At 68.7% G+C, this 26,116-nt stretch carries 23 protein-coding genes and 2 tRNA genes; 7 read left to right on the top strand and 18 right to left on the bottom strand.

What is annotated here, in order from left to right; genetic code table 11:
- Positions 1 to 10: 10 nt before the first annotated feature.
- Complete coding sequence (locus MQN93_RS13590) at positions 11 to 697, bottom strand: class E sortase (protein ID WP_016437079.1); 687 nt, start codon at positions 695 to 697, stop codon at positions 11 to 13.
- A gap of 24 nt (positions 698 to 721) precedes the next feature.
- Positions 722 to 1,501 (bottom strand): DUF881 domain-containing protein, encoded by a 780-nt coding sequence (locus MQN93_RS13595; protein WP_016437078.1) that lies wholly within the window; start codon positions 1,499 to 1,501, stop codon positions 722 to 724.
- A gap of 141 nt (positions 1,502 to 1,642) precedes the next feature.
- Between MQN93_RS13595 and crgA the strand changes: the two genes are divergently transcribed.
- Complete coding sequence (gene crgA / locus MQN93_RS13600; protein WP_016437077.1) at positions 1,643 to 1,897, top strand: cell division protein CrgA; 255 nt, start codon at positions 1,643 to 1,645, stop codon at positions 1,895 to 1,897.
- A gap of 282 nt (positions 1,898 to 2,179) precedes the next feature.
- Here crgA and MQN93_RS13605 read toward each other — a convergent pair whose 3' ends face one another.
- Positions 2,180 to 3,091, bottom strand: coding sequence for a rhomboid family intramembrane serine protease (locus MQN93_RS13605; RefSeq protein ID WP_242709675.1), 912 nt, complete (start codon positions 3,089 to 3,091; stop codon positions 2,180 to 2,182).
- A 100-nt stretch (positions 3,092 to 3,191) separates the two neighbouring features.
- Positions 3,192 to 3,725 carry a peptidylprolyl isomerase gene (locus MQN93_RS13610; RefSeq protein ID WP_242709676.1) on the bottom strand — a complete coding sequence of 178 codons (534 nt, stop codon included), beginning with the start codon at positions 3,723 to 3,725 and terminating at the stop codon, positions 3,192 to 3,194.
- A 375-nt stretch (positions 3,726 to 4,100) separates the two neighbouring features.
- Here MQN93_RS13610 and MQN93_RS13615 point away from each other — a divergent pair, with 375 nt between their 5' ends.
- Complete coding sequence (locus tag MQN93_RS13615) at positions 4,101 to 4,802, top strand: DUF5324 family protein (RefSeq protein ID WP_016437074.1); 702 nt, start codon at positions 4,101 to 4,103, stop codon at positions 4,800 to 4,802.
- Positions 4,803 to 4,914: 112 nt separating this feature from the next.
- Here the strand turns inward: MQN93_RS13615 and MQN93_RS13620 are convergent, their stop codons facing one another.
- Positions 4,915 to 6,003 (bottom strand): NAD-dependent epimerase/dehydratase family protein, encoded by a 1,089-nt coding sequence (locus tag MQN93_RS13620; RefSeq protein WP_308404305.1) that lies wholly within the window; start codon positions 6,001 to 6,003, stop codon positions 4,915 to 4,917.
- A 148-nt stretch (positions 6,004 to 6,151) separates the two neighbouring features.
- Here MQN93_RS13620 and MQN93_RS13625 point away from each other — a divergent pair, with 148 nt between their 5' ends.
- Complete coding sequence (locus MQN93_RS13625) at positions 6,152 to 6,859, top strand: ScbR family autoregulator-binding transcription factor (RefSeq protein ID WP_242709678.1); 708 nt, start codon at positions 6,152 to 6,154, stop codon at positions 6,857 to 6,859.
- Positions 6,860 to 6,961: 102 nt separating this feature from the next.
- Here the strand turns inward: MQN93_RS13625 and MQN93_RS13630 are convergent.
- Positions 6,962 to 7,034, bottom strand: a tRNA-Ala gene (locus MQN93_RS13630).
- A gap of 181 nt (positions 7,035 to 7,215) precedes the next feature.
- On the opposite strand from MQN93_RS13630, the gene MQN93_RS13635 reads away from it, so the two are divergent.
- Entirely contained in the window at positions 7,216 to 7,764 is a 549-nt protein-coding gene (locus tag MQN93_RS13635; protein ID WP_016437071.1) for a helix-turn-helix domain-containing protein, read from the top strand.
- Between the two features lie 182 nt (positions 7,765 to 7,946).
- Positions 7,947 to 9,518, top strand: a complete 1,572-nt coding sequence (locus MQN93_RS13640) for a serine/threonine-protein kinase (protein ID WP_242709679.1) — start codon at positions 7,947 to 7,949, stop codon at positions 9,516 to 9,518.
- 9 nt (positions 9,519 to 9,527) lie between these two features.
- On the opposite strand, the gene MQN93_RS13645 is transcribed toward MQN93_RS13640, so the two are convergent.
- Together MQN93_RS13645 and MQN93_RS13650 are read right to left on the bottom strand one after the other, a co-directional pair.
- Entirely contained in the window at positions 9,528 to 10,910 is a 1,383-nt protein-coding gene (locus MQN93_RS13645) for a hypothetical protein (protein WP_242709680.1), read from the bottom strand.
- Positions 10,911 to 11,070: 160 nt separating this feature from the next.
- Positions 11,071 to 11,199 carry a DLW-39 family protein gene (locus MQN93_RS13650; RefSeq protein WP_003999697.1) on the bottom strand — a complete coding sequence of 43 codons (129 nt, stop codon included), beginning with the start codon at positions 11,197 to 11,199 and terminating at the stop codon, positions 11,071 to 11,073.
- A gap of 326 nt (positions 11,200 to 11,525) precedes the next feature.
- Between MQN93_RS13650 and MQN93_RS13655 the strand changes: the two genes are divergently transcribed.
- Complete coding sequence (locus MQN93_RS13655; RefSeq protein WP_016437068.1) at positions 11,526 to 11,888, top strand: DUF6344 domain-containing protein; 363 nt, start codon at positions 11,526 to 11,528, stop codon at positions 11,886 to 11,888.
- A gap of 137 nt (positions 11,889 to 12,025) precedes the next feature.
- On the opposite strand, the gene MQN93_RS13660 is transcribed toward MQN93_RS13655, so the two are convergent.
- The 10 genes from MQN93_RS13660 to dnaA all read right to left on the bottom strand — a co-directional run bounded on the left by MQN93_RS13660 (position 12,026) and on the right by dnaA (position 25,593).
- The gene (locus tag MQN93_RS13660) at positions 12,026 to 12,745 is read right to left on the bottom strand and encodes a hypothetical protein (protein ID WP_242709681.1); all 720 of its coding nucleotides are present in this window, start codon (positions 12,743 to 12,745) and stop codon (positions 12,026 to 12,028) included.
- A 73-nt stretch (positions 12,746 to 12,818) separates the two neighbouring features.
- A tRNA-Ile gene (locus MQN93_RS13665) sits at positions 12,819 to 12,892 on the bottom strand.
- Between the two features lie 88 nt (positions 12,893 to 12,980).
- Positions 12,981 to 13,754 carry a DUF3566 domain-containing protein gene (locus MQN93_RS13670; RefSeq protein WP_242709682.1) on the bottom strand — a complete coding sequence of 258 codons (774 nt, stop codon included), beginning with the start codon at positions 13,752 to 13,754 and terminating at the stop codon, positions 12,981 to 12,983.
- Between the two features lie 18 nt (positions 13,755 to 13,772).
- Positions 13,773 to 16,367, bottom strand: coding sequence for a DNA gyrase subunit A (gene gyrA / locus MQN93_RS13675; protein WP_242709683.1), 2,595 nt, complete (start codon positions 16,365 to 16,367; stop codon positions 13,773 to 13,775).
- Between the two features lie 42 nt (positions 16,368 to 16,409).
- Positions 16,410 to 18,494: a DNA topoisomerase (ATP-hydrolyzing) subunit B gene (gene gyrB / locus MQN93_RS13680; RefSeq protein WP_308404307.1), complete on the bottom strand. Its 2,085-nt coding sequence runs from the start codon at positions 18,492 to 18,494 to the stop codon at positions 16,410 to 16,412.
- Between the two features lie 386 nt (positions 18,495 to 18,880).
- Complete coding sequence (locus tag MQN93_RS13685) at positions 18,881 to 19,414, bottom strand: DciA family protein (RefSeq protein ID WP_016437048.1); 534 nt, start codon at positions 19,412 to 19,414, stop codon at positions 18,881 to 18,883.
- Complete coding sequence (gene recF / locus MQN93_RS13690) at positions 19,411 to 20,532, bottom strand: DNA replication/repair protein RecF (protein ID WP_242709684.1); 1,122 nt, start codon at positions 20,530 to 20,532, stop codon at positions 19,411 to 19,413. Before recF ends, MQN93_RS13685 begins: the two co-directional genes overlap by 4 nt.
- A 36-nt stretch (positions 20,533 to 20,568) precedes the next feature.
- The gene (gene gnd, locus MQN93_RS13695; protein WP_242709685.1) at positions 20,569 to 21,444 is read right to left on the bottom strand and encodes a phosphogluconate dehydrogenase (NAD(+)-dependent, decarboxylating); all 876 of its coding nucleotides are present in this window, start codon (positions 21,442 to 21,444) and stop codon (positions 20,569 to 20,571) included.
- A 167-nt stretch (positions 21,445 to 21,611) separates the two neighbouring features.
- A complete protein-coding gene (dnaN, locus tag MQN93_RS13700; RefSeq protein ID WP_016437045.1) occupies positions 21,612 to 22,742 on the bottom strand; it encodes a DNA polymerase III subunit beta in 1,131 nt (376 codons plus the stop codon).
- 868 nt (positions 22,743 to 23,610) lie between these two features.
- Positions 23,611 to 25,593, bottom strand: a complete 1,983-nt coding sequence (dnaA, locus tag MQN93_RS13705; protein WP_078516732.1) for a chromosomal replication initiator protein DnaA — start codon at positions 25,591 to 25,593, stop codon at positions 23,611 to 23,613.
- Positions 25,594 to 25,970: 377 nt separating this feature from the next.
- Between dnaA and rpmH the strand changes: the two genes are divergently transcribed.
- Positions 25,971 to 26,108, top strand: coding sequence for a 50S ribosomal protein L34 (rpmH, locus tag MQN93_RS13710; RefSeq protein WP_015659252.1), 138 nt, complete (start codon positions 25,971 to 25,973; stop codon positions 26,106 to 26,108).
- Positions 26,109 to 26,116: the final 8 nt, after the last annotated feature.

The following is a 26,116-nucleotide window of genomic DNA, read 5'->3' on the forward strand; positions in this document are numbered from 1 at the left end:
CCGCACCAGACTAACGGCGCAGCGCCGCTGGTTTCCCTGCCTCCACAGGCTGTGTGGAATCCAGGTGCGCCCACACGATCAGCCGATGACTGTGGCCCCACTCCGGATCACACGTGGTCAGCGTGAGATAGCGGCCCTCCCGCGTATACCCCGACTTACGTGGCACAGGGTCGATCACCTCAATGTCCGTGGGCACGGTTTTGTAGGGCCCTTTGTCGATCCGATACGTGAACCAGGTCGTCCCGTCGGTCAGCACCACCGCGTCGCCTGGCCTCAGCTTGGGGAAGTTCACGAACGGATCGCCGTAGGTACGGCGGTGTCCCGCGACCGCGAAGTTGCCCTCCTGACCGAGCCGGGCAGTGTCCGCGTAGTGCCCGAGCCCCTTCTTCAGGGTGCTCACCTCGGTGTTCTCCAGCACGGGCTTGTTCCACGTGAAACCAAGCCGCGGGATGTACATGATCGCGAAGGGCTTGCCCGCCGCGTACGGCGCCGGTGCGGCGGGGCTCGCGGACGCTCCCGCGCTCGCCGCCGGCCGCGCCGGTCGCTCGGCCCACTGGTCCTGGAGGACGTCGATCTGGTGATCCATCGCGCCGTCCGCACGCACACCGGTCCAGAACAGCACATAGACGACGAAGAGGACGATCAGCGTGCCGACGGTGATGCAGAGTTCGCTGACGGTCCTGACCACGACACGCACCGGCAGCTCCCGAAACGGATCGGCTCACTCCACGGGCTGGGCGTAATGCAGATCCACTGTGCCCGAGTAGCCGGGCAGAGTCACCGTCCCGTCCTCGGTGACTTTCCAGCCCAGGCCGTAGACATTCACGTACACCATGTAGTTCTGGATCGCCGGGGACGCCGAGAGCGCCTTGGTCAGCTTGTCGGGGTCACCGACCGCCGTGATCTTGTACGGCGGTGAGTAGACGCGGCCCTGGAGGATCAGGGTGTTGCCCACACAGCGCACGGCACTGGTGGAGATCAGCCGCTGGTCCATGACCTTGATCCCCTTCGCCCCGCCCTGCCACAGGGCGTTCACCACGGCCTGCAGGTCCTGCTGGTGGATGACCAGGTAGTCGGGCTGCGGCTCGGGATAGCCGGGCAGCTTGGCGGTGGCGTCCGGCGGGGCGTCATTGAGCGTGACGGTGATCGCCTCGCCCTTCACCTTCTGCGTGCCCGCGCTCTTCTCCAGACCCGCGAGCTTCTCGTCCTCCGCCTTGCTGCTGCCGTCGTCGCGCTCGGCGAAGGACTCGACGTCGTGCCGCAGGGAGCCGTTGGACTCGTCCAGTTCGCCGTTCTTGCGGCTGCGCTCCTGGATGAGGTCGGAAAGCTTCAGCAAGGACGTGTCCGTGCGGATATTGGTGCCCTTGGCCGTATTGAAACTGGTGAAGAAAATGAGCCCCGCGAGGGCGAAGACGGCCACCGTGAGCACGCGCACGGGCCGGAAACCCCGCTTGCGGTCAGGGCTGGATCCGGCCTGGGGGGAGTCGGCAGAATTGCTCAACGTACCCTTATCTCCTTCGGCGCCGCGGAAGCACTACGCTAACGGACGCCCGGGGGAGCCAAAGAGTCCCCTTGTACGCTGCCCCGGAGCCAGCCACAGTTCCCTGCGCGGCCACGCAGGGCATCGACAGGAGAGACCCTCGTGCCGAAGTCACGTATCCGCAAGAAGGCCGATTACACGCCGCCGCCGGCGAAGCAGGCGGCCAGCATCAAGCTGACCAGCCGCTCCTGGGTCGCGCCTGTGATGCTGGCCATGTTTCTCATCGGGCTCGCCTGGATCGTCGTCTTCTACGTCAGCGACGGTTCGCTGCCCATCGACGCACTGGGCAACTGGAACATCGTGGTGGGCTTCGGCTTCATCGCCGCCGGATTCGGCGTCTCCACGCAGTGGAAGTAGCACCCGAAGTACCGGCCACGACTCGGTGAACATAGCTCTGCCCAGGGCTATCCGCTGAGTTATCCACAGCCCGCAGAAACATCCACAGAGTCCCTGGGGATAAAGAACGACGATCTGTGGATAACTCACCGGGCGTTGACGCCGGTACGACCATCCCAATGGTCTTCGCAAGTCTGTTCGCCCCCTGCCTGACCTGCACAAACACCGGTCGGGGACAGGGGGCACAGCTGTTCCCGCACCCTATGCACAAGATCCGCCACCCGCTGTGGACAACCGCGCACGTCAGGTGAGCTGAGCCGTCCTGAGCAGGGTCATGACCACGACGGCCACCAGGACGACCGCACAGGTGCCGTACTGCACCAGGGCCCGGTGCTCTCGTGGGGCGTGCACCATCGCGTACCCGGTGATCACGCCGGCGACGAGACCGCCGATGTGGGCCTGCCAGGCGATGTTGCTCCAGCCGAAGGTGAAGATCAGGTTGATCACCAGCAGCGCGATGACCGGTCGCATGTCGTACCTGAGCCGGCGCATCAGGATCGCGGTCGCGCCGAAGAGACCGAAGATCGCGCCGGAGGCGCCGAGGGAGGGCTGGTTGGGAGCGGCGATCAGATACGTGAGGGCGCTGCCGGCCAGTCCGGAGACGAAGTAGAGGGCCAGATAGCGGGCGCGGCCGAGGGCCGCTTCCAGGGGACCGCCGATCCACCACAGGCTCAGCATGTTGAACAGGATGTGGATATAGCTGCCGTGCAGGAACATCGCGGTCAGCAGCCGGTAGTAGTCGCCCTGCGCGATGCCCTCGACGCCGCCGAGGAGGGGGACGTAGGCCTGGCCGAGCAGTTCGAAGCGGTTGGTGAAGCGGTCCCCGACCGACAGCTGGACCAGGAACGCGGCCAGGTTGATGCCGATCAGCACCTTGGTCATCAGACGCGGATCTGCGGTGACGGTGCCGCCGGCGAGCGTGCGGGGACGGGAGTCGGCCGGCGCGCGGCCGGTTCCGGACTGGCTGCGGACGCACTCGGGGCAGTGGAAGCCGACGGAAGCGTTGACCATGCACTCGGGGCAGATCGGGCGATCGCAGCGGGTGCAGAGGACGCCGGTCTTACGGTCGGGGTGGCGGTAGCAGCCGGGCAGGCTTCGGGCGGGCTGGGGCTCCTTGTCCTCCGGGCCCTGTGGGCTGCCGGGAGCCTGGTCCATGAGTACCCCTAGGTCGTCGTATGTGCGCCGTGCACAAAATGCACCGCCCCGCCCATCTTTACGGATGAGCGGGGCGTTTGGTTCCTGCCCTGCGTGGAGTTCAGCTCTCGCGGGTCTCGACGACGACGGACTCGATGACGACGTCGTTGAGCGGGCGGTCGGTGCGCGGGTTGGTCCGGGTGGCGGCGATCGCGTCGACGACCTTCTGGCTGGCGGTGTCGGTGACCTCACCGAAGATCGTGTGCTTGCGGTTCAGCCATGTCGTGGGGGCGAGGGTGATGAAGAACTGCGAGCCGTTGGTGCCCGGGCCCGCGTTGGCCATGGCGAGCAGGTAGGGCCGGTTGAAGGACAGGTCGGGGTGGAACTCGTCCTCGAACTGGTACCCGGGGCCGCCGGTGCCGTTGCCCAGCGGGTCGCCGCCCTGGATCATGAACCCGCTGATCACCCGGTGGAAGACCGTGCCGTCGTAGAGCCTGTCCGTGGACTTCTCACCTGTGGTGGGGTTGATCCACTCCCGCTCGCCCTTGGCGAGTTCGACGAAGTTGCGGACCGTTTTGGGCGCGTGGTTCGGCAGCAGCCGGACTTCGATGTCGCCGTTGTTGGTCTTCAAGGTGGCGTACAGCTGCTCGGCCACGATCTGCCTTCCGTTGTCCTGCCGTGACCCCCCGATCCTCCCACGGCCCGCATGACGCGTCCTCTTCCGGCCTGTCTGGGAACGCGAATCCTGGGAAACCGCCTGCAGAAAAACAGTCGAGTCCGTCCGGGTCGGGGGCGCTCGCCGTCGATCCGTGGCATTGTCGACGACAAGCGCCTGTTGCCCCGTATTCATCCTCTATAGGACTCGCTCGGCTCTCGGTCAGCTCTGGATGAGCTGTTGATCGGAGATGGTCCGGAGTCGCTGTGCATGACCCGGATGCCCGCCCTCACATGCCCCGGGGTCAGTTGGAAGGCATGATCCGTAAAAGGGTGGAAAGTCGAAATACCGTACGCCACCGAGGAGGAGGAACCCGTGACCCGCATCGACAGCGTGCGCGCCGCGACCGGTTCGGCGAAGGACAGCGTGCTGCACGCCGCGGAAGTGGTGGCGCCCTACGCCGACACGGCCAAGGACAGGGCCGCGCACTACGCACACGAGGCACGCGTACGGCTCGCGCCGAAGGTGTCGCAGGCCGCCGATCAGGCCCGCGTCCAGTACGGCGCCCATGTCGCGCCGCGCCTGGAGCAGGCCCGGACGCATGTGCCGCCGAAGGTCGACCAGGCCGCCCACGAGGCCGCCGCCCGTACCGCGCTGGCCGCCCGACAGGCCGCCGACTACTCCCGCCCCCGGCTGGAGCAGGCCATGGCCGCCGCCGGTCCCGTCAGGGACGAGGCCACCGCGCGCGGTGTCGCGGCGCTGGCCGCGCTGCGCGGGCAGGTCTCGCCCAAGGAGATCCAGAAGCTGGTCCGCAAGCACGAGCGCAGGGCCAGGGCCGGCCGTGCCATGAAGATGCTGCTGGTGGTCGGCGCTCTCGCTGGCGGTGCCTTCGCCGCCTGGAAGTGGTGGGACAAGCAGGCCAACCCGGACTGGCTGGTGGAGCCGCCCGAGGCGACCGAGGTCCCGGAGTCGGGCCGGCTGTCGTCGGTGGACGGCAGCGGTCAGTCGGTGCTGGACCCTGAGGTCCAGGCCAAGCAGGCCGAGGAGGAGGCCGCGCAGCGTGACGACGGCCGGTGACACCTTGCGCGCCTAACTGCCCGGTGGGGCGGGAGACTTGAGGGTCGCCCGCCCCACTGCTCTGTTTCACGTGAAACACCGCCGCGGGCGTGAGCGGGACTGCCGTACCGGATCACGCGGGTCCGTCGGCGGAGGGTGTCCGGGTCGGCGCGAGGAGCTGTCGGTACCAGGCGGCGGCCTCGCTCAGCCGGGCGTGATGGCCCGGTCCCGGTGGGCAGTCGATGCGGGACCAGAGGGTCGAGCGGTACCAGCGGTCCTCGGCCAGCAGCCCGGCCTGATGTGCGCTGACCTTTCCGGGTGCCTTGCCCAGACGGGCCAGGTAGTCGTCGAGGGCGAGCCCCTGTGTGGGCACCGGCAGGCCGAGGGTCTCGCCGAGCAGGGAGACGAACTCCCGCAGGGTGGGTGTGTGCGGGTGGGCGGCGTGGTGGGTGGTGCCGGGCGGGACGAGGTCCGGCGTCCGGGCGAGGGTGGCGAGCAGCCGGGCCAGGTCGGCGACCGCCACCAGGGACAGCCGGGCCCGGCCGTCCTCCGGCAACGCCCCGACGCGGTGCAGGAGTTCGGCGATGGAGGGGACCACCCAGACGTCCCCTGTGCCGTACACGAGCGGTGGCCTGAGCACCGTGCCACCGGCCGCGAGCACGGCCTCTTCGGCCTGCAGCCGGGTGCGGCTGGTGGGCGAGGTGGGCTCGGGCACCCGTTCGTTCTCGGTGAGATCGCAATGCGGTCCGGCGCCGTAGACCGCGGTCGTACTGACCAGGACGGTCCGCCGGACCCCGGCACGCTCCGCCTCGGCCAGCAGCGCCCGGGTGCCGTCGGCGTTGACCGACCGGTTCCGCTCCTCGTCGGAGCCGATGTACGAGGCGCAGTGGAGCACGGTGCCGACGTCGTGGCACACCCCGCGCAGGGACGCCGGGTCGGTGAGATCGCCCGTGAGGTACTCGACTCCGGGCAACGCGTCGGGCGCGTCCGGTATCCGTCTCACCAGTGCCTTCACCGCTCCGGCCGGCGATGGACCGCCGTCGGTCAACGCACGCAGCGCGGCCGAGCCGATGAAGCCCGTGCCTCCGACGACAAGAACGGCAGTCTGTTGGTCTCCACGCGTGAGGTGCACCCCCAGATGGAACGCCGACAGCCACTTACCTCGCAAGCCAAGCCGAAACAGACCAAGCGGTCTCTTCTCCCTCCGAAAACTGTGGCCCACACCATGTGGCCCACCTCACCTGCAGAGAGGACAGGCCGACAGGAGAGGCGTCCGCTCCTACGTGATCCCGCTCGCGGCCCCACGGAAACAGACCGGGTGGTCGGGTAGAGTTTCCGACAGAACGTATGCGTCGGAGGGAAAGAGAGAAATGGCCAAGCAGGCTCGCGCGCTGCAGACGCGGCGCACGATCGTGGAGGCCGCGGCGAGTGTGTTCGCCGAGTACGGCTATGAACGCGCGGCCACGTCGGAGATCCTGCGCCGGGCGAACGTCACCAAGGGCGCGATGTACTTCCACTTCCCCTCCAAGGAGTCGCTCGCCCAGGCGATCATGGACGAGCAGACCGGCCTGGTGAACGTGGAGCCCCGGCTCTCCCCCCTGCAGTCGATCATCGACATCACGCACCAGTTCGCGCACGGGCTGCGGCACGACCCCATCGCCAGGGCGGGCACGCGGCTGTCCATAGAGGGCGTCTTCTTCAACGGCACACACCCGTGGGGCGACTGGTTCGACCTCACCACCCGGCTGCTGGCCGAGGGCCAGGAACAGGGCGAGGTGCTGCCCCAGGTTGTCCCGAGGGAGACCGCGGAGTTCATCGTCGGCACCTTCACCGGCGTCCAGCTGGTCTCCGAGGCCATCAACCGCCGGGCCGACCTGCGCGGGCGCGTCGTCGTGATGTGGCGTCACATCCTGCCGTCCGTCGCCCATCCCGCCACCATCGCCCGACTGCATCCGGAGGGCGTCACCGACCCGGCAGCCGCGACGGCACGGAACGATGCCCTCGACGAGGCACAGGACGGAGACCGGGACGAGACCCGGGACGGCGCGCGGAAGGAGGTCGGCGCCGGCACCGCCTGAAACGCCCCGTCCAGGACCCCGCAGGCGCCGCCGTACGGTGCCGTTGGACGCGAAAAAGCCCCTCCGTCCTGTGTTTCCGCAGGTCGGAGGGGCTTTCCGGTGTGGAGCCTAGGGGAGTCGAACCCCTGACATCTGCCATGCAAAGACAGCGCTCTACCAACTGAGCTAAGGCCCCGGAATGGGAGCATCCCCCGGAAAAACCGCTGACCGGTGGGCGCCGCAGACCAGACTACCGGGTCACCCCGGGGATCTCGCAAAAAGATTGGGGCTCCCCGTGTACGACCACGCTTCGTAAGATGCTCGGCGTGGTTCGCTACAGCGAACCACAGTACTTGGGGAAGCGATGGGGAGACGCAATGGACGCCGCACAGCAGGAAGCCACCGCAAGAGCGCGGGAACTGCAGCGGAACTGGTACGGGGAGCCACTGGGGGCGCTCTTCCGTAAGCTCATAGAAGACCTGGGCCTCAACCAGGCCCGTCTCGCGGGGGTACTGGGCCTGTCCGCACCGATGCTGTCGCAGCTGATGAGCGGCCAGCGGGCGAAGATCGGCAATCCAGCGGTCGTACAGCGGGTGCAGCTGCTGCAGGACCTGGCGGGGCAGGTCGCGGACGGCAGCGTGAGCGCGGCGGAGGCCACCGAGCGCATGGAAGAGATCAAGAAGTCGCAAGGGGGCTCGGTGCTCAGCAACACCACGACCACGACCAGCAGTTCGGGTGCGCCCACGGTCAAGCGGGTGGTCCGTGAGATCCAGTCACTGCTGCGGTCGGTCGCCGCCGCGGGAGACATCATCGACGCCGCGGACACTCTCGCCCCGAGCCACCCGGAACTGGCAGAGTTCCTCCGGGTGTACGGCGCCGGCCGCACCTCCGACGCGGTCACGCACTACCAGGCGCACCAGAACTGAACCCGGGGGCCCGGTCGCCGAAGGGGGTTCGGCAGCCGGGCCCACGGCAGAGGAGAGGCGCCGAGGCCCGTATCACTCATCACACTCGTCGACGTACGACGCGAGGGGGCCCAGGGGGAGTCGTACCGCTCGTCGAGGGGCAGGCAAGGGGGTAGCCGCAGGGGGAGGAGCGACGCGCAGCCATGGGTGAGGTCTTCGCCGGCCGGTACGAACTGGTCGACCCGATCGGACGCGGAGGCGTCGGCGCCGTCTGGCGCGCCTGGGACCACCGTCGCCGCCGCTATGTGGCCGCCAAGGTCCTGCAGCAGAGCGATGCGCACTCCCTGCTGCGCTTCGTCCGCGAGCAGGCGCTGCGGATCGATCACCCCCATGTGCTCGCGCCCGCCAGCTGGGCCGCCGACGACGACAAGGTCCTGTTCACCATGGACCTCGTCGCCGGCGGCTCGCTGGTGCATCTGATCGGCGACTACGGTCCCCTGCCCCCGGCGTATGTCTGCACCCTTCTCGACCAGCTCCTGTCGGGACTGGCAGCGGTGCACGGGGAGGGCGTCGTGCACCGCGACATCAAGCCCGCCAATGTGCTGCTGGAGGCCACCGGCACAGGGCGGCCACGGCTGCGGCTGTCCGACTTCGGCATCGCCATGCGGCTCGGTGAGCCCCGGCTCACCGAGACCAACCTCGTGGTGGGCACGCCGGGTTATCTCGCGCCCGAGCAGCTGATGGGCTCCGAACCCGACTTCCCGGCGGACCTCTTCGCCGTCGGGCTGGTCGCGCTGTATCTGCTGGAGGGGGCCAAGCCGGACGCCAAGGCCCTGGTGCAGTACTTCGCGGCGCACGGGACGCCGAGCGCGCCCAAGAGCATCCCGGAGCCGCTGTGGGACGTCGTGGCCACGCTTCTGCAGCCCGACCCGCATACGCGGTTCCGCACGGCCACGGGGGCGCGCAAAGCCCTTGCAGCCGCCGTGGAACTGCTCCCTGAGCCCGGCCCGGACGACGAGTTGATCGAGGTCTTCGACCAACTCGGGCCGCTGCCCCCGGGGTTCGGCCCCGCCGGGCCCCTCAAATCCGCACCGGGAGTGGCCGTCGGACGGCAGGGGGACACCTCCGGGACCGGTACAAGTGCGGCTTCCTCGTGGCCCGTTGAGACCGAGGAGCCGTCCGAGCCGCGCGCGTCGGACACCGGCGCCCGCTCGGCGGCGGCCACGGGCAGCACGCCACCGCGCGATCCCCGTATGAGCACGGGCACCGCTCCGGAGCCGTCCACGCCCACGCCACAGCCCTCCATGTCGGACACCGGAAGCTTCCACCTGCCGCCCCCGCAGGCGACCGTCTCCTCCGTCCGAACTCCCGCTCCGCAGAAGCCGACTCCGCCCCACGCACCGGCACAGCCCCACGCTCAGCCCCATGCACAACCCCACCAGGACCATCAGCAGGACCATCAGCAGCAGGGCTACGTCTCCCCCCACGACCCCACGCATGTGTTGCCCTCCCCCCGCTCGCACGCACCGCAGTACTCCGCCGAGGCCCTGAACCCGGCGCCCCACCAGCGCGCCGATGCCTCTACTGCTTCGTACACCGCCCAGGTCCCGCAGGTTCCACTCTCCGCGCAGGAAATGTCGCAGGAGACCACGCGCCGCAATCACCGGGCCCGCCCCGCACGCCGTCCCGGCCCGCCCGCCAAGGTCGCGATCCCGCTCCTGCTGCTGGCGCTCGCCTGCTACGCCGTGGGGTTCTGGGCACTGACGCAGATCTGAACGAACCGCTCAACGCGCCGCTCCACGAGCCACGGGCCGTCCCCCTGCCCTCCGCCGGGCCGTGACCGTCCACACGCCGAGCACGGCGAGCACCACCGTGCCCGCGCCGATGCCGCCCACGGCCACCGCCGTCATCGTGGCGTCACCGCTGCCGGCCCCGCCCTCCGCCGCCGCTTCACGGTCGTCCGCCGTGACCTCGAAGAGGTTGTGCGGCACCGACTGTCCCAAGTAGCCGGGGCCCGCCTGTGCCGCACCGTCGAGCCGTACCCGGAGCTTCAGCCCGAAAGGGCCGTTGCCGAACGTGTCGGCCACCCCTTCGGCGAGGTGCACCACGAGGTAGTAGGAGCCGGCGAAGCGCATCGCGTTCACCTGGTCGGTGACGGCGTAGCGATTGGCGTACTGGACGGGCGGCACCGGGGCGAGCGAGACCGACTTCTGCAGGCCGTCGTAGCCGACGCTCGCGTCCTCGACGCCGACGCGCACGGGATTGTAGAGCGCCAGGTCCAGCGCGCCCACCGCATAGCCGTGCCCGCCGCCGCTCGCGCTGCCCAGTTCGGCGGTGGCGGACGGCTGCCGCCCCCAGTCGACGGGGACCTTGTAGAAGAGCGTCTGGCCGGGCGAGATGTCGGTGCGCCAGACGCCCTGTCCCACGGCGGTGGCCCGAGAGAAGCCCGCGCCGCCCGCACGGCGCCTGTCCTGCCCGGAGACAGGGGTGGGCGAGGCGGAGTTCCATGACGTGGGCGGGCTGGTCGAACCGGCCTTCTTCAGCGGCGGTTCGGACACGGCGGCGAGCTCCAGCTCCCAGGCGCCGGGCGAGGACTTCGCCGTACCGACGCGCTCGACGACGACGTAGTACGTGCCGGCGTCCTTGCACACCGGGTTGGCCGGGGAGGTGGTCCGCGCGCCCCAGGCCGTGACGGGGTGCGGGCTGTTGGCGGCGCCGAAGCTCGCGCTCTCGTAGGAGCAGGAGTTGCTGTCGCCGTTCTGCAGCGACACCCTGATGCCGTCCTGGACGGAGAGCGTGGCTCCCGCGCGCGGGACGGCCGTGACGGAGACGTACGTGTTGGACTCGGAGTCGAGGTCGAGGCTGTAGTAGAGCTTGTCGCCCTTGGCGAGGGAACTCCGGTACGTGCCACCGATCTTCAGGCCGGGGGCGTCCGTGGTGCCCTTTGCCCCGTCGACCTTCTGTGCGCCCTCCGCGAAGGCGTAGGCGGTGCCGCCCGAGGAGTCATCGGCGTGCGGGGCTCCGGCGGCCGCGGTGGCGTCGGCAGACCAGGAGGCCGGCAGGGTCACCGCGCACAGCACCGCTGTCGCGGCCGCCACGCGCGCGCGTGCGGCAGAGGAACGACCGCGCCATGCCCCCGCACGCCACCACGCCGTACGCCGCCCCATCACGCGCCACCCCTCCCGTCGCCCGGACTCTCCGTCCGCACGCTCTTCCGGACCGTCGAACCGTGGCCCATCCTGCCCCGCGCGGGAGCCCCTCATCCGGGCAACACAAAACCCCGACCGCTAGGACGGCCGGGGTCTGCTCAGATTCCGTTGTCGATACTCACGAACCCGTGGGCACGGAGTCAGTCGCCTCCGTCCACAGATCCTGCTCGGCGCGATCCGCCTGGATCTGGCGGTACACGAGGAGTCCGCCGATGGCGGCCAGTGCGACCAGGAGAAGCTTCTTCACCGCGCGACCTCGTCTTTCTTGACGTAGGGGACCTCTGGCGCCCGACTATACACACCGACCGATACCGATCAGTGACCTGCATGGGCGCCCAACTCCCCTCCGGCGTACCCCAGTAGAAGCGGAGGACACCGCTCGGATCTGACGGTGATCACATCCTCACGGACGGTTATTTTCAACCTGCTTCTTATCTTTTCTTGCTGTTTGCGCCCATCCGAGTGGTGTTCATCCGAACTTCTACGCGCCACGGCGCCAGGTCCAACACTTCGCGACCCCTATACACATCATGAGGAAAGTACGCAAATCGCCCGACCCGAAAGTGAGGGGCCATGGCCCGCAACCAGGTCACGAAGCTGTGGACCACCATCGTCACCGCCTTCCTCGCGCTGTGCACGGCGCTCGGACTCATCACGACGACCGCCGCCGCGGCCGTACCGCAGCCCGAGCCGGCCGGCAACAGCACGACCCCCGTGACGACGCCGACGCTGCCACAGTGGTCCTGGACCTTCGCCGCGGCCCTGCCCCCCACGATGAAACAGCGCATCAGCGCCGAGGCCCACGGGAAGTCCCCCAGCTGCCGGCTGCGGCCCTCGGCGGACACGGACGAGTGCGCACCCACGATCGTGGAACCGGACGTACCGACGGACGCCTTCGTCTCCGTCCCCAAGCAGGCCACTCCCCTCCAGCTCTGAGGGCCCCGCCCGCACCCCGACCCAACGGCGAACTTGCGTATTGCGTACCAGACCCGCCACACGAAGACCCCCGACCGGATCCGGTCGGGGGTCTTCGTACGTGATCGACGCTGATCGACGCGGATCGACAGTCGGGCTCAGGACAAAGGCGGCAGGATCTTCGACTTCGCAGGCTCGGCGATCCCCGGACCGGCGCCGTACTCCTCCCACGTCGTGACGAAGGAGTGCTTCCCGTCATGGCCTACGCTCCGCAGCGGCACCGGCTCACGGGTGGTGGCGACATAGATGGTGCTCTCCAGACCACCCTGCTCGGCCTTCACCGCCAGCACCGGCCGCCCCTTCACTCGGGTCTCGGCTCCCTTTGTGACCTTGAAGTGCTGCTGCTTCAGGACGGAGAAGCGCAGATGGCAGGCTGCGCCGGTGTGCTGCGCCAACGTTCCGGCGAATCCCGGCGAGTCGGCCTCGACCGGCAGATACCACCCCGGTTCCACAGGGGCGCCTGTGCGGTCGGTCAACTTCGGACTGCGCTGCTGAGGGGTGATCCAGGTCCGTCCGCCGAGGGTGGTGAAGCGCCAGGCGAAACCCTGGTCACCGGTGAGCAGACCCTTGCAGTCGTCGCCGCCATGCTGCGCACGGACGTCGCTGACCCGGTGGCCGTCCGCCACCTGCACCGTATGCACCGACGCCGCGTCCAGCGCCTTGTCCACGCGGGCGAGGATACGGTCCACCGACTGCCCCTCGATCCCGTTGGGCCTGTCTGCCGAGCCGTCGCCGTTCGATGAGCAGCCGGCCGTCATCGCGACGGCGGCCAGGCCGAATCCGAACGCGTGGAACGCCTGTCTGCCGCGCCGCAACATCGCCAAAACCCCCACCATCCCCCCTGGATGTCAAAGACCCCCAACCATGACTGGCTGAGGGTCTTCGTGTATGTGGGGCTAACAGGATTTGAACCTGTGGCCTCATCCTTATCAGGGATGCGCTCTAACCAACTGAGCTATAGCCCCGCCGCGCTCTGCGGTGTGTGTCCCGCGCGCTGACCCCTGAAGATTAGCGCACGACAAGGGCAGTCCCAAAATCGATAGTCGTGGCGGCTCACTCGTCCTCGGCGAGCGTGAGCTCGACACCGCCGACGAAGCCCGCGGACAGGTTGTAGATGAAGGCGCCGAGGGTCGCGAGAGCCGTGGCGAGGACGACGTCGATGACCGCGATGATCGACGCGAACATCAGGACGTGCGGGAGCGAGAGGAAGGACTGCAGGTCGAAGCCGTTCGACTCGTTGGAGCCGGTGGCCTCGGAGATCGTGCCGCCGACCGTCGAGAAGACGCCCATCGCGTCCATCACCATCCACAGCACGGCGGACGCGACGATCGTGCAGATGCCCAGCGCGATGGAGAGCAGGAAGCTCACCTTCATGACCGACCAGGGATCGGCCTTGGCCACGCGCAGCCGTGCCTTGCGGATGCGGGGCGTGGTGCGCGCGCCCGTGCGGGGCCGCCGTACGCCACCGGTCGGCGCCTGGGCCTGGTTCTGGTAGGCCTGCGGCGGGTGGTAGGGCCCGGCGGGCTGTTGCTGCTGGCGCTCCCCGGGGAGCGGTGAGACCGGCTGCGGCGGCGCGGGATGGGGCTGAGCGCCCGGCGCGGCCGGGCCCGCGCCAGCCTGCTGCTGGGTCTGCGGGCCTCGGGTGTCCGTCACAGTTCCCCCCTGGGATCCATGAGTGTCGTGCGAGGGCGTCTCTCCCGCGCCGGCGTCGATCTTGCGCAGTTGGGTCGTGTGCGGCTCCGCCGCACGCGCGGCGGAGCCACGGCCACCGCCGTCCGTCTCCGTACTGGAGGTACCGGCCGATCCGGCGCCCGTGGCTCCGCTCACGATGACTCACTCCTCGTGCTACTCGGCCGAGGGCGCCTCACCCTCGTCCGTGCCGGTCGTCGCGGCACCCTCGGCGGTCTCGTCCACGGCATCGACGCCGTCGACCTCCTCCGCCTCGCGTCCCGCCTCGGCGTTACGTGCGATACCGACCACGGCATCGCGCTTGCCCAGGTTGATCAGTTGGACGCCCATGGTGTCACGGCCCGTCTCCCTGACCTCGCTGACTCGCGTACGAATCACACCGCCCGACAGCGTGATGGCGAGGATCTCGTCGGCCTCCTCGACCACCAGCGCGCCGACGAGCGACCCGCGGTCCTCCACGATCTTGGCGGCCTTGATGCCGAGGCCGCCGCGACCCTGGACGCGGTACTCGTCGACGGCGGTCCGCTTCGCGTACCCGCCGTCTGTGGCAGTGAACACGAACGTACCGGGTCGAACAACATTCATCGACAGGAGTTCGTCGCCCTCGCGGAAACTCATGCCCTTGACACCCGAGGTGGCCCTGCCCATGGGGCGCAGGCTCTCGTCGGTGGCGGTGAACCTGATCGACTGAGCCTTCTTGCTGATCAGAAGCAGATCGTCATCGGCCGAAACCAGCTCGGCTCCGATCAGTTCGTCATCAGAACCGTCCGCCGTCTCCCGCAGGTTGATCGCGATGACACCACCGGAGCGCGGCGAATCGTAATCCTTCAAAGACGTCTTCTTGACCAGACCGCCCTTGGTGGCCAGGACCAGGTACGGCGCCGCCTCGTAGTCGCGGATCGCGAGGATCTCGGCGATCGACTCGTCCGGCTGGAAGGCCAGCAGGTTGGCTACGTGCTGCCCGCGCGCGTCCCGGCCGGCGTCCGGCAGCTCGTAGGCCTTCGCGCGGTAGACGCGGCCCTTGTTGGTGAAGAACAGCAGCCAGTGGTGCGTGGTGGAGACGAAGAAGTGGTCGACGATGTCGTCTTCCTTCAGCTTCGTGCCGCGCACGCCCTTGCCGCCGCGCTTCTGCGCGCGGTAGTCGTCCGTCTTGGTGCGCTTGACGTAGCCGCCGCGGGTGACGGTGACGACGATGTCCTCCTCGGCGATGAGGTCCTCGATGGACATGTCGCCGTCGAAGGGCACCAGCATCGTCTTGCGGTCGTCGCCGTACTTCTCGACGATCGCGGCGAGTTCCTCGCTCACGATGCCGCGCTGGCGGACCTCGGAGGACAGGATCTCGTTGTACTCGGTGATCTTCGCCTGGAGTTCGTCGTGCTCCTGGACGATCTTCTGGCGCTCCAGGGCGGCCAGTCGGCGCAGCTGCATCTCGAGGATGGCGTTCGCCTGGATCTCGTCGATCTCCAGGAGGTCCATCAGGCCCCCGCGCGCGATCTCGACGGTCTCACTGCGCCGGATCAGCGCGATGACCTCGTCGATGGCGTCCAGGGCCTTCAGCAGACCGCGCAGGATGTGCGCCCGCTCCTCCGCCTTGCGCAGCCGGAAGCGCGTACGGCGGACGATGACCTCGATCTGGTGCGCCACCCAGTGGCGGATGAACGCGTCGAGGGAGAGGGTGCGCGGGACGCCGTCGACCAGCGCCAGCATGTTGGCGCCGAAGTTCGTCTGCAGGTCGGTGTGCTTGTAGAGGTTGTTCAGCACGACCTTGGCGACCGCGTCGCGCTTGAGCACGATGACCAGACGCTGGCCGGTGCGCGAGGACGTCTCGTCGCGGACGTCCGCGATGCCGCCGATCTTGCCGTCCTTCACCAGGTCGGCGATCTTTTGCGCGAGGTTGTCCGGATTCACCTGGTACGGCAGCTCCGTGACCACCAGGCACTGGCGGTTCTGGATCTCCTCGACCTCGACGACCGCGCGCATGGTGATGGAGCCGCGGCCGGTGCGGTACGCCTCCTCGATGCCCTTGCGGCCCACGACCAGCGCGCCGGTCGGGAAGTCGGGGCCCTTGATGCGCTCCATGAGCGCATCAAGGAGGTCCTCGTGCGAGGCGTCCGGGTTCTCCAGGTACCACTGGGCGCCGGCCGCGACCTCGCGCAGGTTGTGCGGCGGGATGTTGGTCGCCATGCCGACCGCGATGCCCGCCGAACCGTTGATCAGCAGGTTCGGGAAGCGGGCGGGCAGGACGGTCGGCTCCTGGGAGCGGCCGTCGTAGTTGTCCATGAAGTCGACGGTTTCCTCGTCGATGTCACGGACCATCTCCATCGACAGCGGCGCCATCTTGCACTCGGTGTAGCGCATGGCCGCCGCCGGGTCGTTGCCCGGAGAGCCGAAGTTGCCGTTGGAGTCCACCAGCGGCATCCGCATCGACCACGGCTGCGCGAGGCGGACCAGCGCGTCGTAGATCGAGGAGTCGCCGTGCGGGTGGTAGCTGCCCATGACGTCGCCGACCACACGGGCGCACTTGTAGAAGCCGCGCTCGGGGCGGTAACCGCCGTCGTACATGGCGTACAGCACGCGGCGGTGGACGGGCTTGAGGCCGTCACGGACGTCGGGCAGCGCACGCGAGACGATGACGGACATCGCGTAGTCGAGGTACGAGCGCTGCATCTCCGTCTCGAGCCCGACGGGCTCGAGACGCTGGGCGATGACGCCGCCCTCGTCAGGGGTGGCAGGAGTGTTCTCGTCGGCCATTGCTGGTGAAGGTCCTTCCTGGTGCGGTCAGCTGAGACCGACTCAGATGTCGAGGAAGCGGACGTCCTTGGCGTTGCGCTGGATGAACTGGCGGCGGGCCTCGACGTCCTCGCCCATCAGGACCGAGAAGAGGTCGTCGGCCTGGGCGGCGTCGTCGAGGGTGACCTGGCCGAGGACGCGGTGCTCCTGGTCCATGGTCGTCACGCGCAGTTCCTCGGCGTTCATCTCGCCGAGACCCTTGAAGCGCTGGATCGTGTCTTCCTTGATGCGCTTGCCGCGCTGGCGGCCGAGCTCGACCAGGGCGTCGCGCTCGCGGTCGGAATAGGCGTACTCCACCTCGTCCCGGCCCCACTTGAGCTTGTAGAGCGGGGGACGCGACAGGAACACGTGACCCGCCTCGACCAGCGGGCGCATGAAGCGGAACAGGAAGGTCAGCAGCAGGGTGCTGATGTGCTGGCCGTCGACGTCGGCGTCCGCCATCAGGATGATCTTGTGATAGCGGAGCTTCTCGATGTCGAAGTCCTCGTGCACGCCCGTGCCGAAGGCGGAGATCAGCGCCTGGATCTCCTGGTTCTGCAGGATCTTGTCGATCCGGGCCTTCTCCACGTTCAGGATCTTGCCGCGGATCGGGAGGATCGCCTGGTACTGCGGGTTGCGGCCGGACTTGGCCGAGCCGCCGGCGGAGTCACCCTCGACGATGAAGATCTCGCACTTGGTGGGGTCGTTGGACTGGCAGTCCGAGAGCTTGCCGGGCAGCGACGCCGTCTCCAGCAGGCCCTTGCGCCGGGTCAGGTCGCGGGCCTTGCGGGCCGCCACGCGCGCGGTGGCCGCCTGGATGCCCTTGCGGACGATGTCCGCGGCCTCGACCGGGTTGCGGTCCAGCCAGTCGTTCAGGTGCTCGTAGACCGCCTTCTGGACGAAGGTCTTGGCCTCCGTGTTGCCCAGCTTGGTCTTGGTCTGGCCCTCGAACTGCGGCTCGCTCAGCTTGACCGAGATGATCGCGGTCAGACCCTCGCGGATGTCGTCACCGGTGAGGTTGTCGTCCTTCTCGCGCAGCAGCTTCTTGTCGCGCGCGTACTTGTTGATCAGGCTCGTGAGGGCCGCGCGGAAGCCCTCCTCGTGGGTGCCGCCCTCGTGCGTGTGGATGATGTTGGCGAAGGAGTACACGCCCTCGCTGTAACCGCTGTTCCACTGCATCGCGACCTCGAGGGACAGGCTCTTGTCCTTGTCCTCGGCTTCGAGATCGATGACGGTGTTGTGGACCACGTCCCCCTTGCGGGAGTTGAGGTACTTCACGAAGTCGACGATGCCGCCCTCGTAGTGGTACGTGACGGTCTTGACCTCGTCCTTCTCGTCCGCACCCGCCTCGTCCGCACCGGTGGTGGCCTTCGCCGACTCGCGCTCGTCGGTGAGTTTGATCGTCAAACCCTTGTTGAGGAACGCCATCTCCTGGAAGCGCCGCGAGAGCGTCTCGAAGGAGTACTCGGTGGTCTCGAAGATGTCCGGGTCGGCCCAGAAGGTGACCGCCGTGCCGGTCACGTCGGTGGCCTCGTGCTGAGCGAGCGGCGCCGTGGGGACGCCCATCTTGTAGTCCTGCGTCCAGCGGTGGCCGTCGGTCTTGACCTCGACGGCGACCTTCGCCGACAGCGCGTTGACGACGGAGACACCCACGCCGTGCAGACCGCCGGAGACCGCGTAGCCGCCGCCGCCGAACTTGCCGCCCGCGTGCAGCACGGTGAGCACGACCTCCAGGGCCGGCTTGCCCTCGGAGGCGACGATGCCCACGGGGATGCCGCGGCCGTTGTCGACGACGCGCACGCCGCCGTCGGCGAGGATCGTCACGTCGATGGTGTCCGCGTGCCCGGCGAGCGCCTCGTCGACGGAGTTGTCGACGACCTCGTACACGAGGTGGTGCAGTCCTCGCTCACCGGTGGAGCCGATGTACATGCCGGGGCGCTTGCGGACCGCGTCCAGGCCTTCGAGGACGGTGATGGCGCTGGCGTCGTACGAGGCGGTGACCTCGCCGTTCGACGAAGTCACCGCGCCGTTCTCGCCGGCGTCGGTGGACGGGATGTTCTCGTTGGGGTTGCCGGAATCGGCCACGAAGCGCCCTTTCTGGCACAGCACGAGCCAGGCTCTGGGGTCCCCCCTCCGGAGGGTTGCCGGAGCGGCTGCGGCATGTTGCGTTGGTAAGCCCTGTTCGGCGTTGCTCAGCTTTTCCCGGACGGTCCCCACGACTGGGGCGGGATTAGCCTCCAGTCTACCGGTAGCGCCGACAGTGATGGGGGTTTGCCGGTACCTGAGTCCGCATGTGCCGCCCTGAACCGGCGTCTTCCGGGTCCCCATATACGGAACGGGGCTCCAAGAGGCTCACAGCGGCACTCAGCGCTTCCGGCTGTCAACCCTTGGCTACTTGGGAGTCAGGTGGGCGTTCGCACCCGCACGCAGGGCTGCAACGAAGCGGCCGCCGGTGCCTGAAGGAGAGCGCCGACGGCCGGTGAATGTGAGGTCTGTCACCCATACGTGTCGCCGGGTCCCGTGCTGCCCGGGGCACGCAGGGGACCGTAGCGACGGGCGGGTCCGCCGGGGCCGTTCACCTTGATCACCCGCACGGCACCGTGCCCGAGATCCTCGTTGAGACGGGCGACGAGCGTGGGGGCGAGCAGGCGCAGATTCGTCGCCCAGGCCGTGGAGTCGCAGCGCACGACGAGCACCCGCTCGTCCTCGTCGTACTTCTCCGGCACGCAGTGCTTGGCCACGTCCTCACCGACGATCTGCGGCCAGCGGCCCATCACCCCGCCCACCGCAGCGGGGGTCTCCCAACCGCGCTCGGTGATGAGCCGGTTGATCGCAGCGCCGAGCGCCATGGGGTCGCGTCCGTCGGCGCGCGCGCCGGAGCGCAGGCCCCCGCGCCGCGCCTGCTTCTTCTGCTGTGCCACGTCCCCACGCGCGCGTGCCTGTTCCTTGGCCGCCCTGAGCGCCACGCGCGCGAGGTCGACGCCGGACGGCTCGGGGGTCTTGCCGGGGACCGGCTCTTCGTTCGTCATACGCGCTCCACCGTCCCGTCCGACACGGCGAACCGCGTCCCGGTCAGTACGTGCGGTACGTCGTCGTCGACCGCGGCCGTCACCAGCACCTGCTCCCCGGGCGCGACCAGCTCCGCCAGGCGCTCACGGCGGCGGGTGTCGAGCTCGGCGAAGACGTCGTCGAGGACGAGCACCGGTTCGTTGCCCTCGGCCCGCAGCAGGTCGTAGGAGGCCAGGCGCAGCGCCAGGGCGTAGGACCAGGACTCGCCGTGGGAGGCGTACCCCTTGGCGGGCAACTGGCCGATTTTGAGCAGCAGATCGTCCCGGTGGGGGCCCACGAGGGTGACGCCCCGCTCGATCTCCTGCTTGCGCGCCTCGGCGAGCGCGGCCATCAGCTGCTCGTGGAGGTCCTCGCGCGTGTGCGCCTCACCGGGGGCGGACGGCTTGTACTCCAGGGCCACCGGGCCGCCGCCCGGGGCCAGTTGCTCGTACGCCTTGTCGGCCAGCGGCTGGATCGCGGCGATCAGGTCGAGGCGCTGGGCGAGCAACTCCGCGCCGACGCGCGCCAGATGCTGGTCCCAGACGTCGAGCGTGGACAGGTCCATGGAGCGGCCGCCGTGGCGGCGGGCCAGCGCGGCCGACTTCAGCAGCGTGTTGCGCTGCTTGAGGACCCGCTCGTAGTCGGAGCGCACGCCGGCCATGCGCGGGGAGCGGGCGGAGATCAGCTCGTCGAGGAAGCGGCGGCGTTCGCCGGGGTCGCCCTTGACCAGGGCGAGGTCCTCGGGCGCGAACAGCACGGTTCGTACGATGCCCAGCACGTCGCGGGGCCTGACCTGCGAGGATCTGTTGATACGGGCCCGGTTGGCCTTGCCGGGGTTCAGCTCCAGCTCGACCAGCTGCTGCCGTTCGCCCTGCCGGACCTGGGCGCGGATGACCGCGCGGTCGGCGCCCATGCGGACCAGGGGCGCGTCGGAGGCGACCCGGTGGCTGCCGAGGGTGGCGAGATAGCCGACGGCCTCGACGAGGTTCGTCTTGCCCTGGCCGTTGGGCCCGACGAAGGCGGTCACGCCCGGGTCGAGCGGGACCTCGACCCGGGCGTACGAGCGGAAGTCGGCCAGCGACAGATGCGTGACGTGCATGGTCGTTCGCCGACCTCCCCCAGCGTTGTGGATGGACTACTTCTTCTCGACCGCGTGGCCGCCGAACTGGTTGCGCAGCGCGGCGATCATCTTCATCTGCGGCGAGTCCTCCTGGCGGGAGGAGAACCGCGCGAAGAGCGAGGCCGTGATCGCCGGCAGCGGCACGGCGTTGTCGATGGCGGCTTCCACAGTCCAGCGTCCCTCACCGGAGTCCTGTGCAAAACCCTTCAGCCTGTCGAGGTGCTCGTCCTCGTCGAGGGCGTTCACCGCGAGGTCCAGCAGCCAGGAGCGGATGACGGTGCCCTCCTGCCAGGACCGGAAGACCTCGCGCACGTCCGTGACCGAGTCGACCTTCTCCAGCAGCTCCCAGCCCTCGGCGTAGGCCTGCATCATCGCGTACTCGATGCCGTTGTGGACCATCTTCGCGAAGTGGCCCGCGCCGACCTTGCCCGCGTGCACCGCGCCGAACGTCCCCTCGGGCTTGAGGGCGTCGAACACCGGCTGCACCTTGGCGACGTTCTCCGCGTCGCCGCCGTACATCAGCGCATAACCGTTCTCCAGGCCCCAGACGCCCCCGGAGACGCCGCAGTCGACGAATCCGATGCCCTTGGCCGCCAACTCCTCGGCGTGCTTCTCGTCGTCCGTCCAGCGGGAGTTGCCGCCGTCCACGACGACGTCGCCGGGCTCGAGGAGCTCGGCCAGCTCGTCGACGGTGGACTGGGTGGGGGCTCCGGCCGGAACCATCACCCAGACCACGCGCGGGCCGCTGAGCTTGCCCACAAGGTCGGCGAGGCTGTGGACATCGGCAAGGTCCGGGTTGCGGTCGTATCCGATGACGGTGTGGCCTGCGCGGCGTATCCGCTCGCGCATGTTGCCGCCCATCTTGCCGAGGCCGACGAGACCGAGCTCCATCAGTTGTTCCTTAGGTTGCTGTGTGGCGTGTGGGGCACGTTCGTACCTACGTCCGAGCCTAGACCCGGACGTCCGCGCACAGCTGTGGGCATACACGCTCAAACGTGACCCCCGACCCAGCCCGACCTGCGGATACCCACAAGGCCGGGGGTCACTGTGGACAACGGTCAGCCGCTGAGCCGCACTGGCATGATCAGGTACTTGTAGGCCTCGTCCGCCTCCGCGTCCAGAGCAGGCTTGCCGCTCAGCAGCGCGGGCTTCGTGGAGGTCGTGAACGACAGCTGGGCCACCGGGGAGTCGATCGCGCTCAGGCCGTCCAGCAGGAAGGTCGGGTTGAAGGCGATGGAGATGTCGTCGCCCTCCAGCTGGGCGTCCACCCTTTCCACAGCCTGTGCGTCGTCGCTGGAGCCGGCCTCCAGGATGAGCACACCCTGCTCGAAGCTGAGGCGCACCGGGGTGTTGCGCTCGGCGACCAGGGCCACGCGCTTGACGGCCTCCACGAAGGGGGCGGTCTCGATCACGGCGACCGAGTTGAACTCCGTCGGGAACAGCGTGCGGTACTTCGGGAGGTCGCCCTCCAGCAGGCGGGTCGTCGTACGTCGTCCGGCGCCCTCGAAGCCGATCAGGCCCTCGCCCGCACCCGAGCCGGACAGCGCCAGGATCACGCTGTCGCCGCTGGTCAGCGCCTTGGCAGTGTCCAGGAGCGTCTTGGCGGGCACCAGGGCGACCGCGGAGGCCTCCGGGTTCTCCGGCTTCCACAGGAACTCGCGGACCGCGAAGCGGTAGCGGTCGGTGGAGGCCAGCGTGACGGTGTCGCCCTCGATCTCGATGCGCACACCGGTCAGGACGGGCAGCGTGTCGTCACGGCCGGCGGCGATGGCCACCTGGGAGGCGGCGGAGGCGAAGACCTCACCGGGGACGGTGCCCGTGGCGTTCGGCATCTGCGGCAGTGCCGGGTACTCCTCCACAGGCAGGGTGTGGAGTGTGAAGCGCGAGGAGCCGCAGACCACGGTCGCCCGTACACCGTCTGTGGAAATCTCCACCGGGCGGTTGGGAAGAGCGCGGCAGATGTCGGCGAGCAGCCGGCCGGAGACGAGGACGGTGCCCTCCTCCTCGACCTCCGCCTCCACGGACACGCGCGCGGAGACCTCGTAGTCGAAGCTGGACAGGCTCAGGGCGCCGTCCTCGGCCTTCAGCAGAAGGCCGGCGAGGACAGGCGCCGGCGGACGGGCCGGGAGGCTGCGCGCCGCCCAGGCCACTGCCTCCGCGAGTACGTCGCGTTCCACCCGGATCTTCACTGTTGCCGCCTCCTGCTGTTGCCGGCGCTTCTCGCCCTGCCTGGCTCCGTCGTCTGTCTCGGTGTCGTCGGTCCCTGTGAAGGGAAGGACACCGGGGAACAGTCTGACGCACCGCACTGACAGTAGGTGCCTCTCGGGGTCAAGTCGTGACGAGGGACAGCCGGGCACCGGACGGCGAGTTGTGCACAGGACCCTCTTCGAAGCGACTTTCTCCCTCTCTCTGGTTGGGAGTAGTAGTAGGGGCTGTGGAAACCGTGGATAACCTCGTTTGCCCAGCTCAGGGCCGAGATTTTGTCCACCGGCCCTGTGGGCGGAGGCAGTGGACAACTCCGGGGTTCTGTGGAGAACAGAAAGTTCTGCACACCCCGTGCACAGCCTGAGGCGACTTCTCCCCAGCCTCGTCCCCAGCTTTGACCGGCTTTCCCACAGCCCGCCCCGGCAGCTTCGTGTGACGCCTTTCACTCGACACGGTGATCAGGCGCGTCGTGTTGCCGAACAGTGGACAGCGCTGTGGAGAAGCGGCCGATCGCTGGGGACAACCGGGCCCAGCCTGTGGGTTGTCCGTGGACAACTTTGCGCACAGCCTGTGGATCACTTCGCTGTCCACAGTCTGTGGAGATCCTTCGTCCACGAATCCACAGCCACCTGACCTGGCGCGACGGGTACTGAACAGGTGTCCTGTGGATCGTGATCTGGACAACTTCGCGGTCCCCAGGATGTGGAAGGAAAAAAGTGCCGCAATCTGTGGAGAGAGACCGTAACCCGGCAGGTAATCGAACAGCGGCCCGCGGCGACACGACGAAGGGCGCCCACCGGATCTCCTCCGGGGGCGCCCTGTGGACGTGTCCTGGACGGACCTGTGCCGTCGTCAGCCGTTCTTGATGCGGTTCGTCAGCTCCGTCACCTGGTTGTAGATGGAGCGCCGCTCGGCCATCAGATTGCGGATCTTGCGGTCCGCGTGCATCACCGTGGTGTGGTCGCGGCCGCCGAACAGCGCGCCGATCTTCGGCAGGGAGAGGTCCGTCAGCTCCCGGCAGAGGTACATGGCGATCTGGCGGGCCGTCACCAGGGCGCGGCCGCGCGAGGTTCCGCACAGGTCCTCGACCGTGAGCCCGAAGTAGTCGGCGGTCGCGCTCATGATGGCCGTGGAGGTGATCTCGGGGGCCGAGTCCTCCCCGCCGGGGATCAGGTCCTTGAGGACGATCTCCGTCAGGCCCAGGTCGACCGGCTGCCGGTTGAGGGAGGCGAAGGCGGTCACCCGGATCAGCGCGCCCTCCAGCTCCCGGATGTTGCGCGAGATGCGGGAGGCGATGAACTCCAGCACCTCCGGTGGGGCGTTGAGCTGTTCCTGCACCGCCTTCTTGCGCAGGATCGCGATACGCGTCTCCAGCTCGGGCGGCTGGACGTCGGTGATCAGACCCCACTCGAAGCGGTTGCGCAGCCGGTCCTCCAGCGTCACCAGCTGCTTGGGCGGCCGGTCGCTGGAGAGCACGATCTGCTTGTTCGCGTTGTGGAGCGTGTTGAAGGTGTGGAAGAACTCCTCCTGCGTCGACTCCTTGTCCGCCAGGAACTGGATGTCGTCGACGAGCAGGATGTCCATCTCGCGGTAGCGCTTGCGGAAGCTGTCGCCCTTGCCGTCGCGGATGGAGTTGATGAACTCGTTGGTGAACTCCTCGGAGCTCACGTACCGCACGCGCGTGCCCGGGTAGAGGCTGCGGGCGTAGTGCCCGATGGCGTGCAGCAGGTGCGTCTTGCCGAGCCCCGACTCCCCGTAGATGAACAGGGGGTTGTAGGCCTTCGCGGGTGCCTCGGCGACGGCGACCGCGGCCGCGTGCGCGAAGCGGTTGGAGGCGCCGATGACGAACGTGTCGAAGAGGTACTTCGGGTTCAGGCGCGCGGTGGGTTCACCGGGGCCGGGTGCCGGCGCGGGCTGTGCGGCCAGCGGGCCGGGGGCGCCGGAGGCGGGCAGGTTGGGGCCGACGGGGCCGCCCCGGTGGACGTGCCCGGAGCCGGTCGCCTGCTCGGGCAGCTCCCGGCGGGCGTCACGCTGGTCGTAGTCCTGGCGCGACTGGTCGTAGTCGGAGCGCTGCTGCTCGTACTCGGAGCGCTGACCGTCGTAGGAGGGACGCTCCATCGGCTGCGGCCGGTAGTCCTGGGAGGACGGGGCGTACGTGTCCTGGGTCTGTGATCCGTACGAGTCCTGTCCGGACTGCCCGTACGAGTCCTGGGACGGCGAGGCGTACGGATCCCGCTCGGGGAAGCCGAGGCGCTGCTGCTGCCAGCTGTACTCGTCCTGTGAGGGGCGCGGCCAGGAGCCGGGCTCGGGGCGCTGGTATTCGGACGGGTAGGCCGGGCGCGCGGTGGGGAGCTGGTCCGTGCGGGGATGCGGCAGCTGCTCGGGGCGGGGGTGGGGAAGCTGGTCGCCGGGGGCGCCGGGGAGCTGCTCGGAGCGGCCGGGCCGGTGGTCGTCGCCGCGGTGGCGGCCGTAGCCCTCGTACTGACCGGAGGGGAGCTCGGGCTCCTCGTAGCGCTGCTGGGAGCGGGCCGGGGGCGCGGGCGGGCCGGCGGGCTCGCCCGCGGAGTCGTCGACGGTGATCGCGATGCGGATCGGGCGGCCGCACTCGCGGCTCAGCGTCTCGCTGACGATCGGGGCGAGCCGGCCCTCCAGGACGCCCTTGGCGAATTCGTTCGGAACGGCGAGCAGTGCGGTGTCGGCGACCAGCGCGAGCGGCTGGCAGCGGCGGATCCAGTGCTCGTCCTTCGTCTCCACTCCCTGCCCGCGACCCTCACCGAGAAGTTGCTCGAGTACTCGTGGCCACACTGCGGCAAGATCGGCAGGTACGTCAGCCACAGGGCACGCTCTCTCACGGGGGTCCCACGAACGTGTGGTTCTGGGACGAGTCGGGATTCAAATGGGGTGGAGCAGGTAGAGGGGAACGAATCGGAGTTCAGCCACGGTAGTCAGGGCGACGGGTGCGGTTCAAGTTGTTGTCCCCAGCCTGTGGATAGTGTCTCTCAGTGACCACTGGTTTGACCGGATGGCGTAGCCCCGCGTACCGTAACCAGGTCGAGTTGTCGATGGCTGCTGCCGCCTGCCTCCGAAGGGCACAGATCGCGTCAGGTGATCGGGAAGCGGTGCACTCGGGCGTAACTGCGAGCTACTCGTGGGCGCACGGTGACAGCCAGCACGGCATTCGCAACCACCGATTTGACTTCTGGAGCCCCCGAGTGAGCAAGCGCACCTTCCAGCCGAACAACCGTCGTCGTGCCAAGACCCACGGCTTCCGCCTGCGGATGCGCACGCGTGCCGGTCGCGCGATTCTCGCGAACCGTCGCGCCAAGGGCCGCGCCAGCCTGTCCGCCTGATCCCGGTC

This window comes from Streptomyces spinosisporus (assembly GCF_022698145.1).
Classification (GTDB): domain Bacteria; phylum Actinomycetota; class Actinomycetes; order Streptomycetales; family Streptomycetaceae; genus Streptomyces; species Streptomyces spinosisporus.

Bases quoted from the DNA above. Each gene is read 5' to 3' on its own strand.
- MQN93_RS13660 (WP_242709681.1), bottom strand. From the start codon at position 12,745: ATGTTGCGGCGCGGCAGACAGGCGTTCCACGCGTTCGGATTCGGCCTG.
- MQN93_RS13635 (WP_016437071.1), top strand. From the start codon at position 7,216: ATGGACGCCGCACAGCAGGAAGCCACCGCAAGAGCGCGGGAACTGCAG.
- gnd (WP_242709685.1), bottom strand. From the start codon at position 21,444: ATGGAGCTCGGTCTCGTCGGCCTCGGCAAGATGGGCGGCAACATGCGC.
- MQN93_RS13645 (WP_242709680.1), bottom strand. From the start codon at position 10,910: ATGGGGCGGCGTACGGCGTGGTGGCGTGCGGGGGCATGGCGCGGTCGT.
- gyrA (WP_242709683.1), bottom strand. From the start codon at position 16,367: ATGGCCGACGAGAACACTCCTGCCACCCCTGACGAGGGCGGCGTCATC.
- recF (WP_242709684.1), bottom strand. From the start codon at position 20,532: ATGCACGTCACGCATCTGTCGCTGGCCGACTTCCGCTCGTACGCCCGG.
- MQN93_RS13625 (WP_242709678.1), top strand. From the start codon at position 6,152: ATGGCCAAGCAGGCTCGCGCGCTGCAGACGCGGCGCACGATCGTGGAG.
- MQN93_RS13655 (WP_016437068.1), top strand. From the start codon at position 11,526: ATGGCCCGCAACCAGGTCACGAAGCTGTGGACCACCATCGTCACCGCC.
- MQN93_RS13640 (WP_242709679.1), top strand. From the start codon at position 7,947: ATGGGTGAGGTCTTCGCCGGCCGGTACGAACTGGTCGACCCGATCGGA.
- MQN93_RS13685 (WP_016437048.1), bottom strand. From the start codon at position 19,414: ATGACGAACGAAGAGCCGGTCCCCGGCAAGACCCCCGAGCCGTCCGGC.
- MQN93_RS13605 (WP_242709675.1), bottom strand. From the start codon at position 3,091: ATGGACCAGGCTCCCGGCAGCCCACAGGGCCCGGAGGACAAGGAGCCC.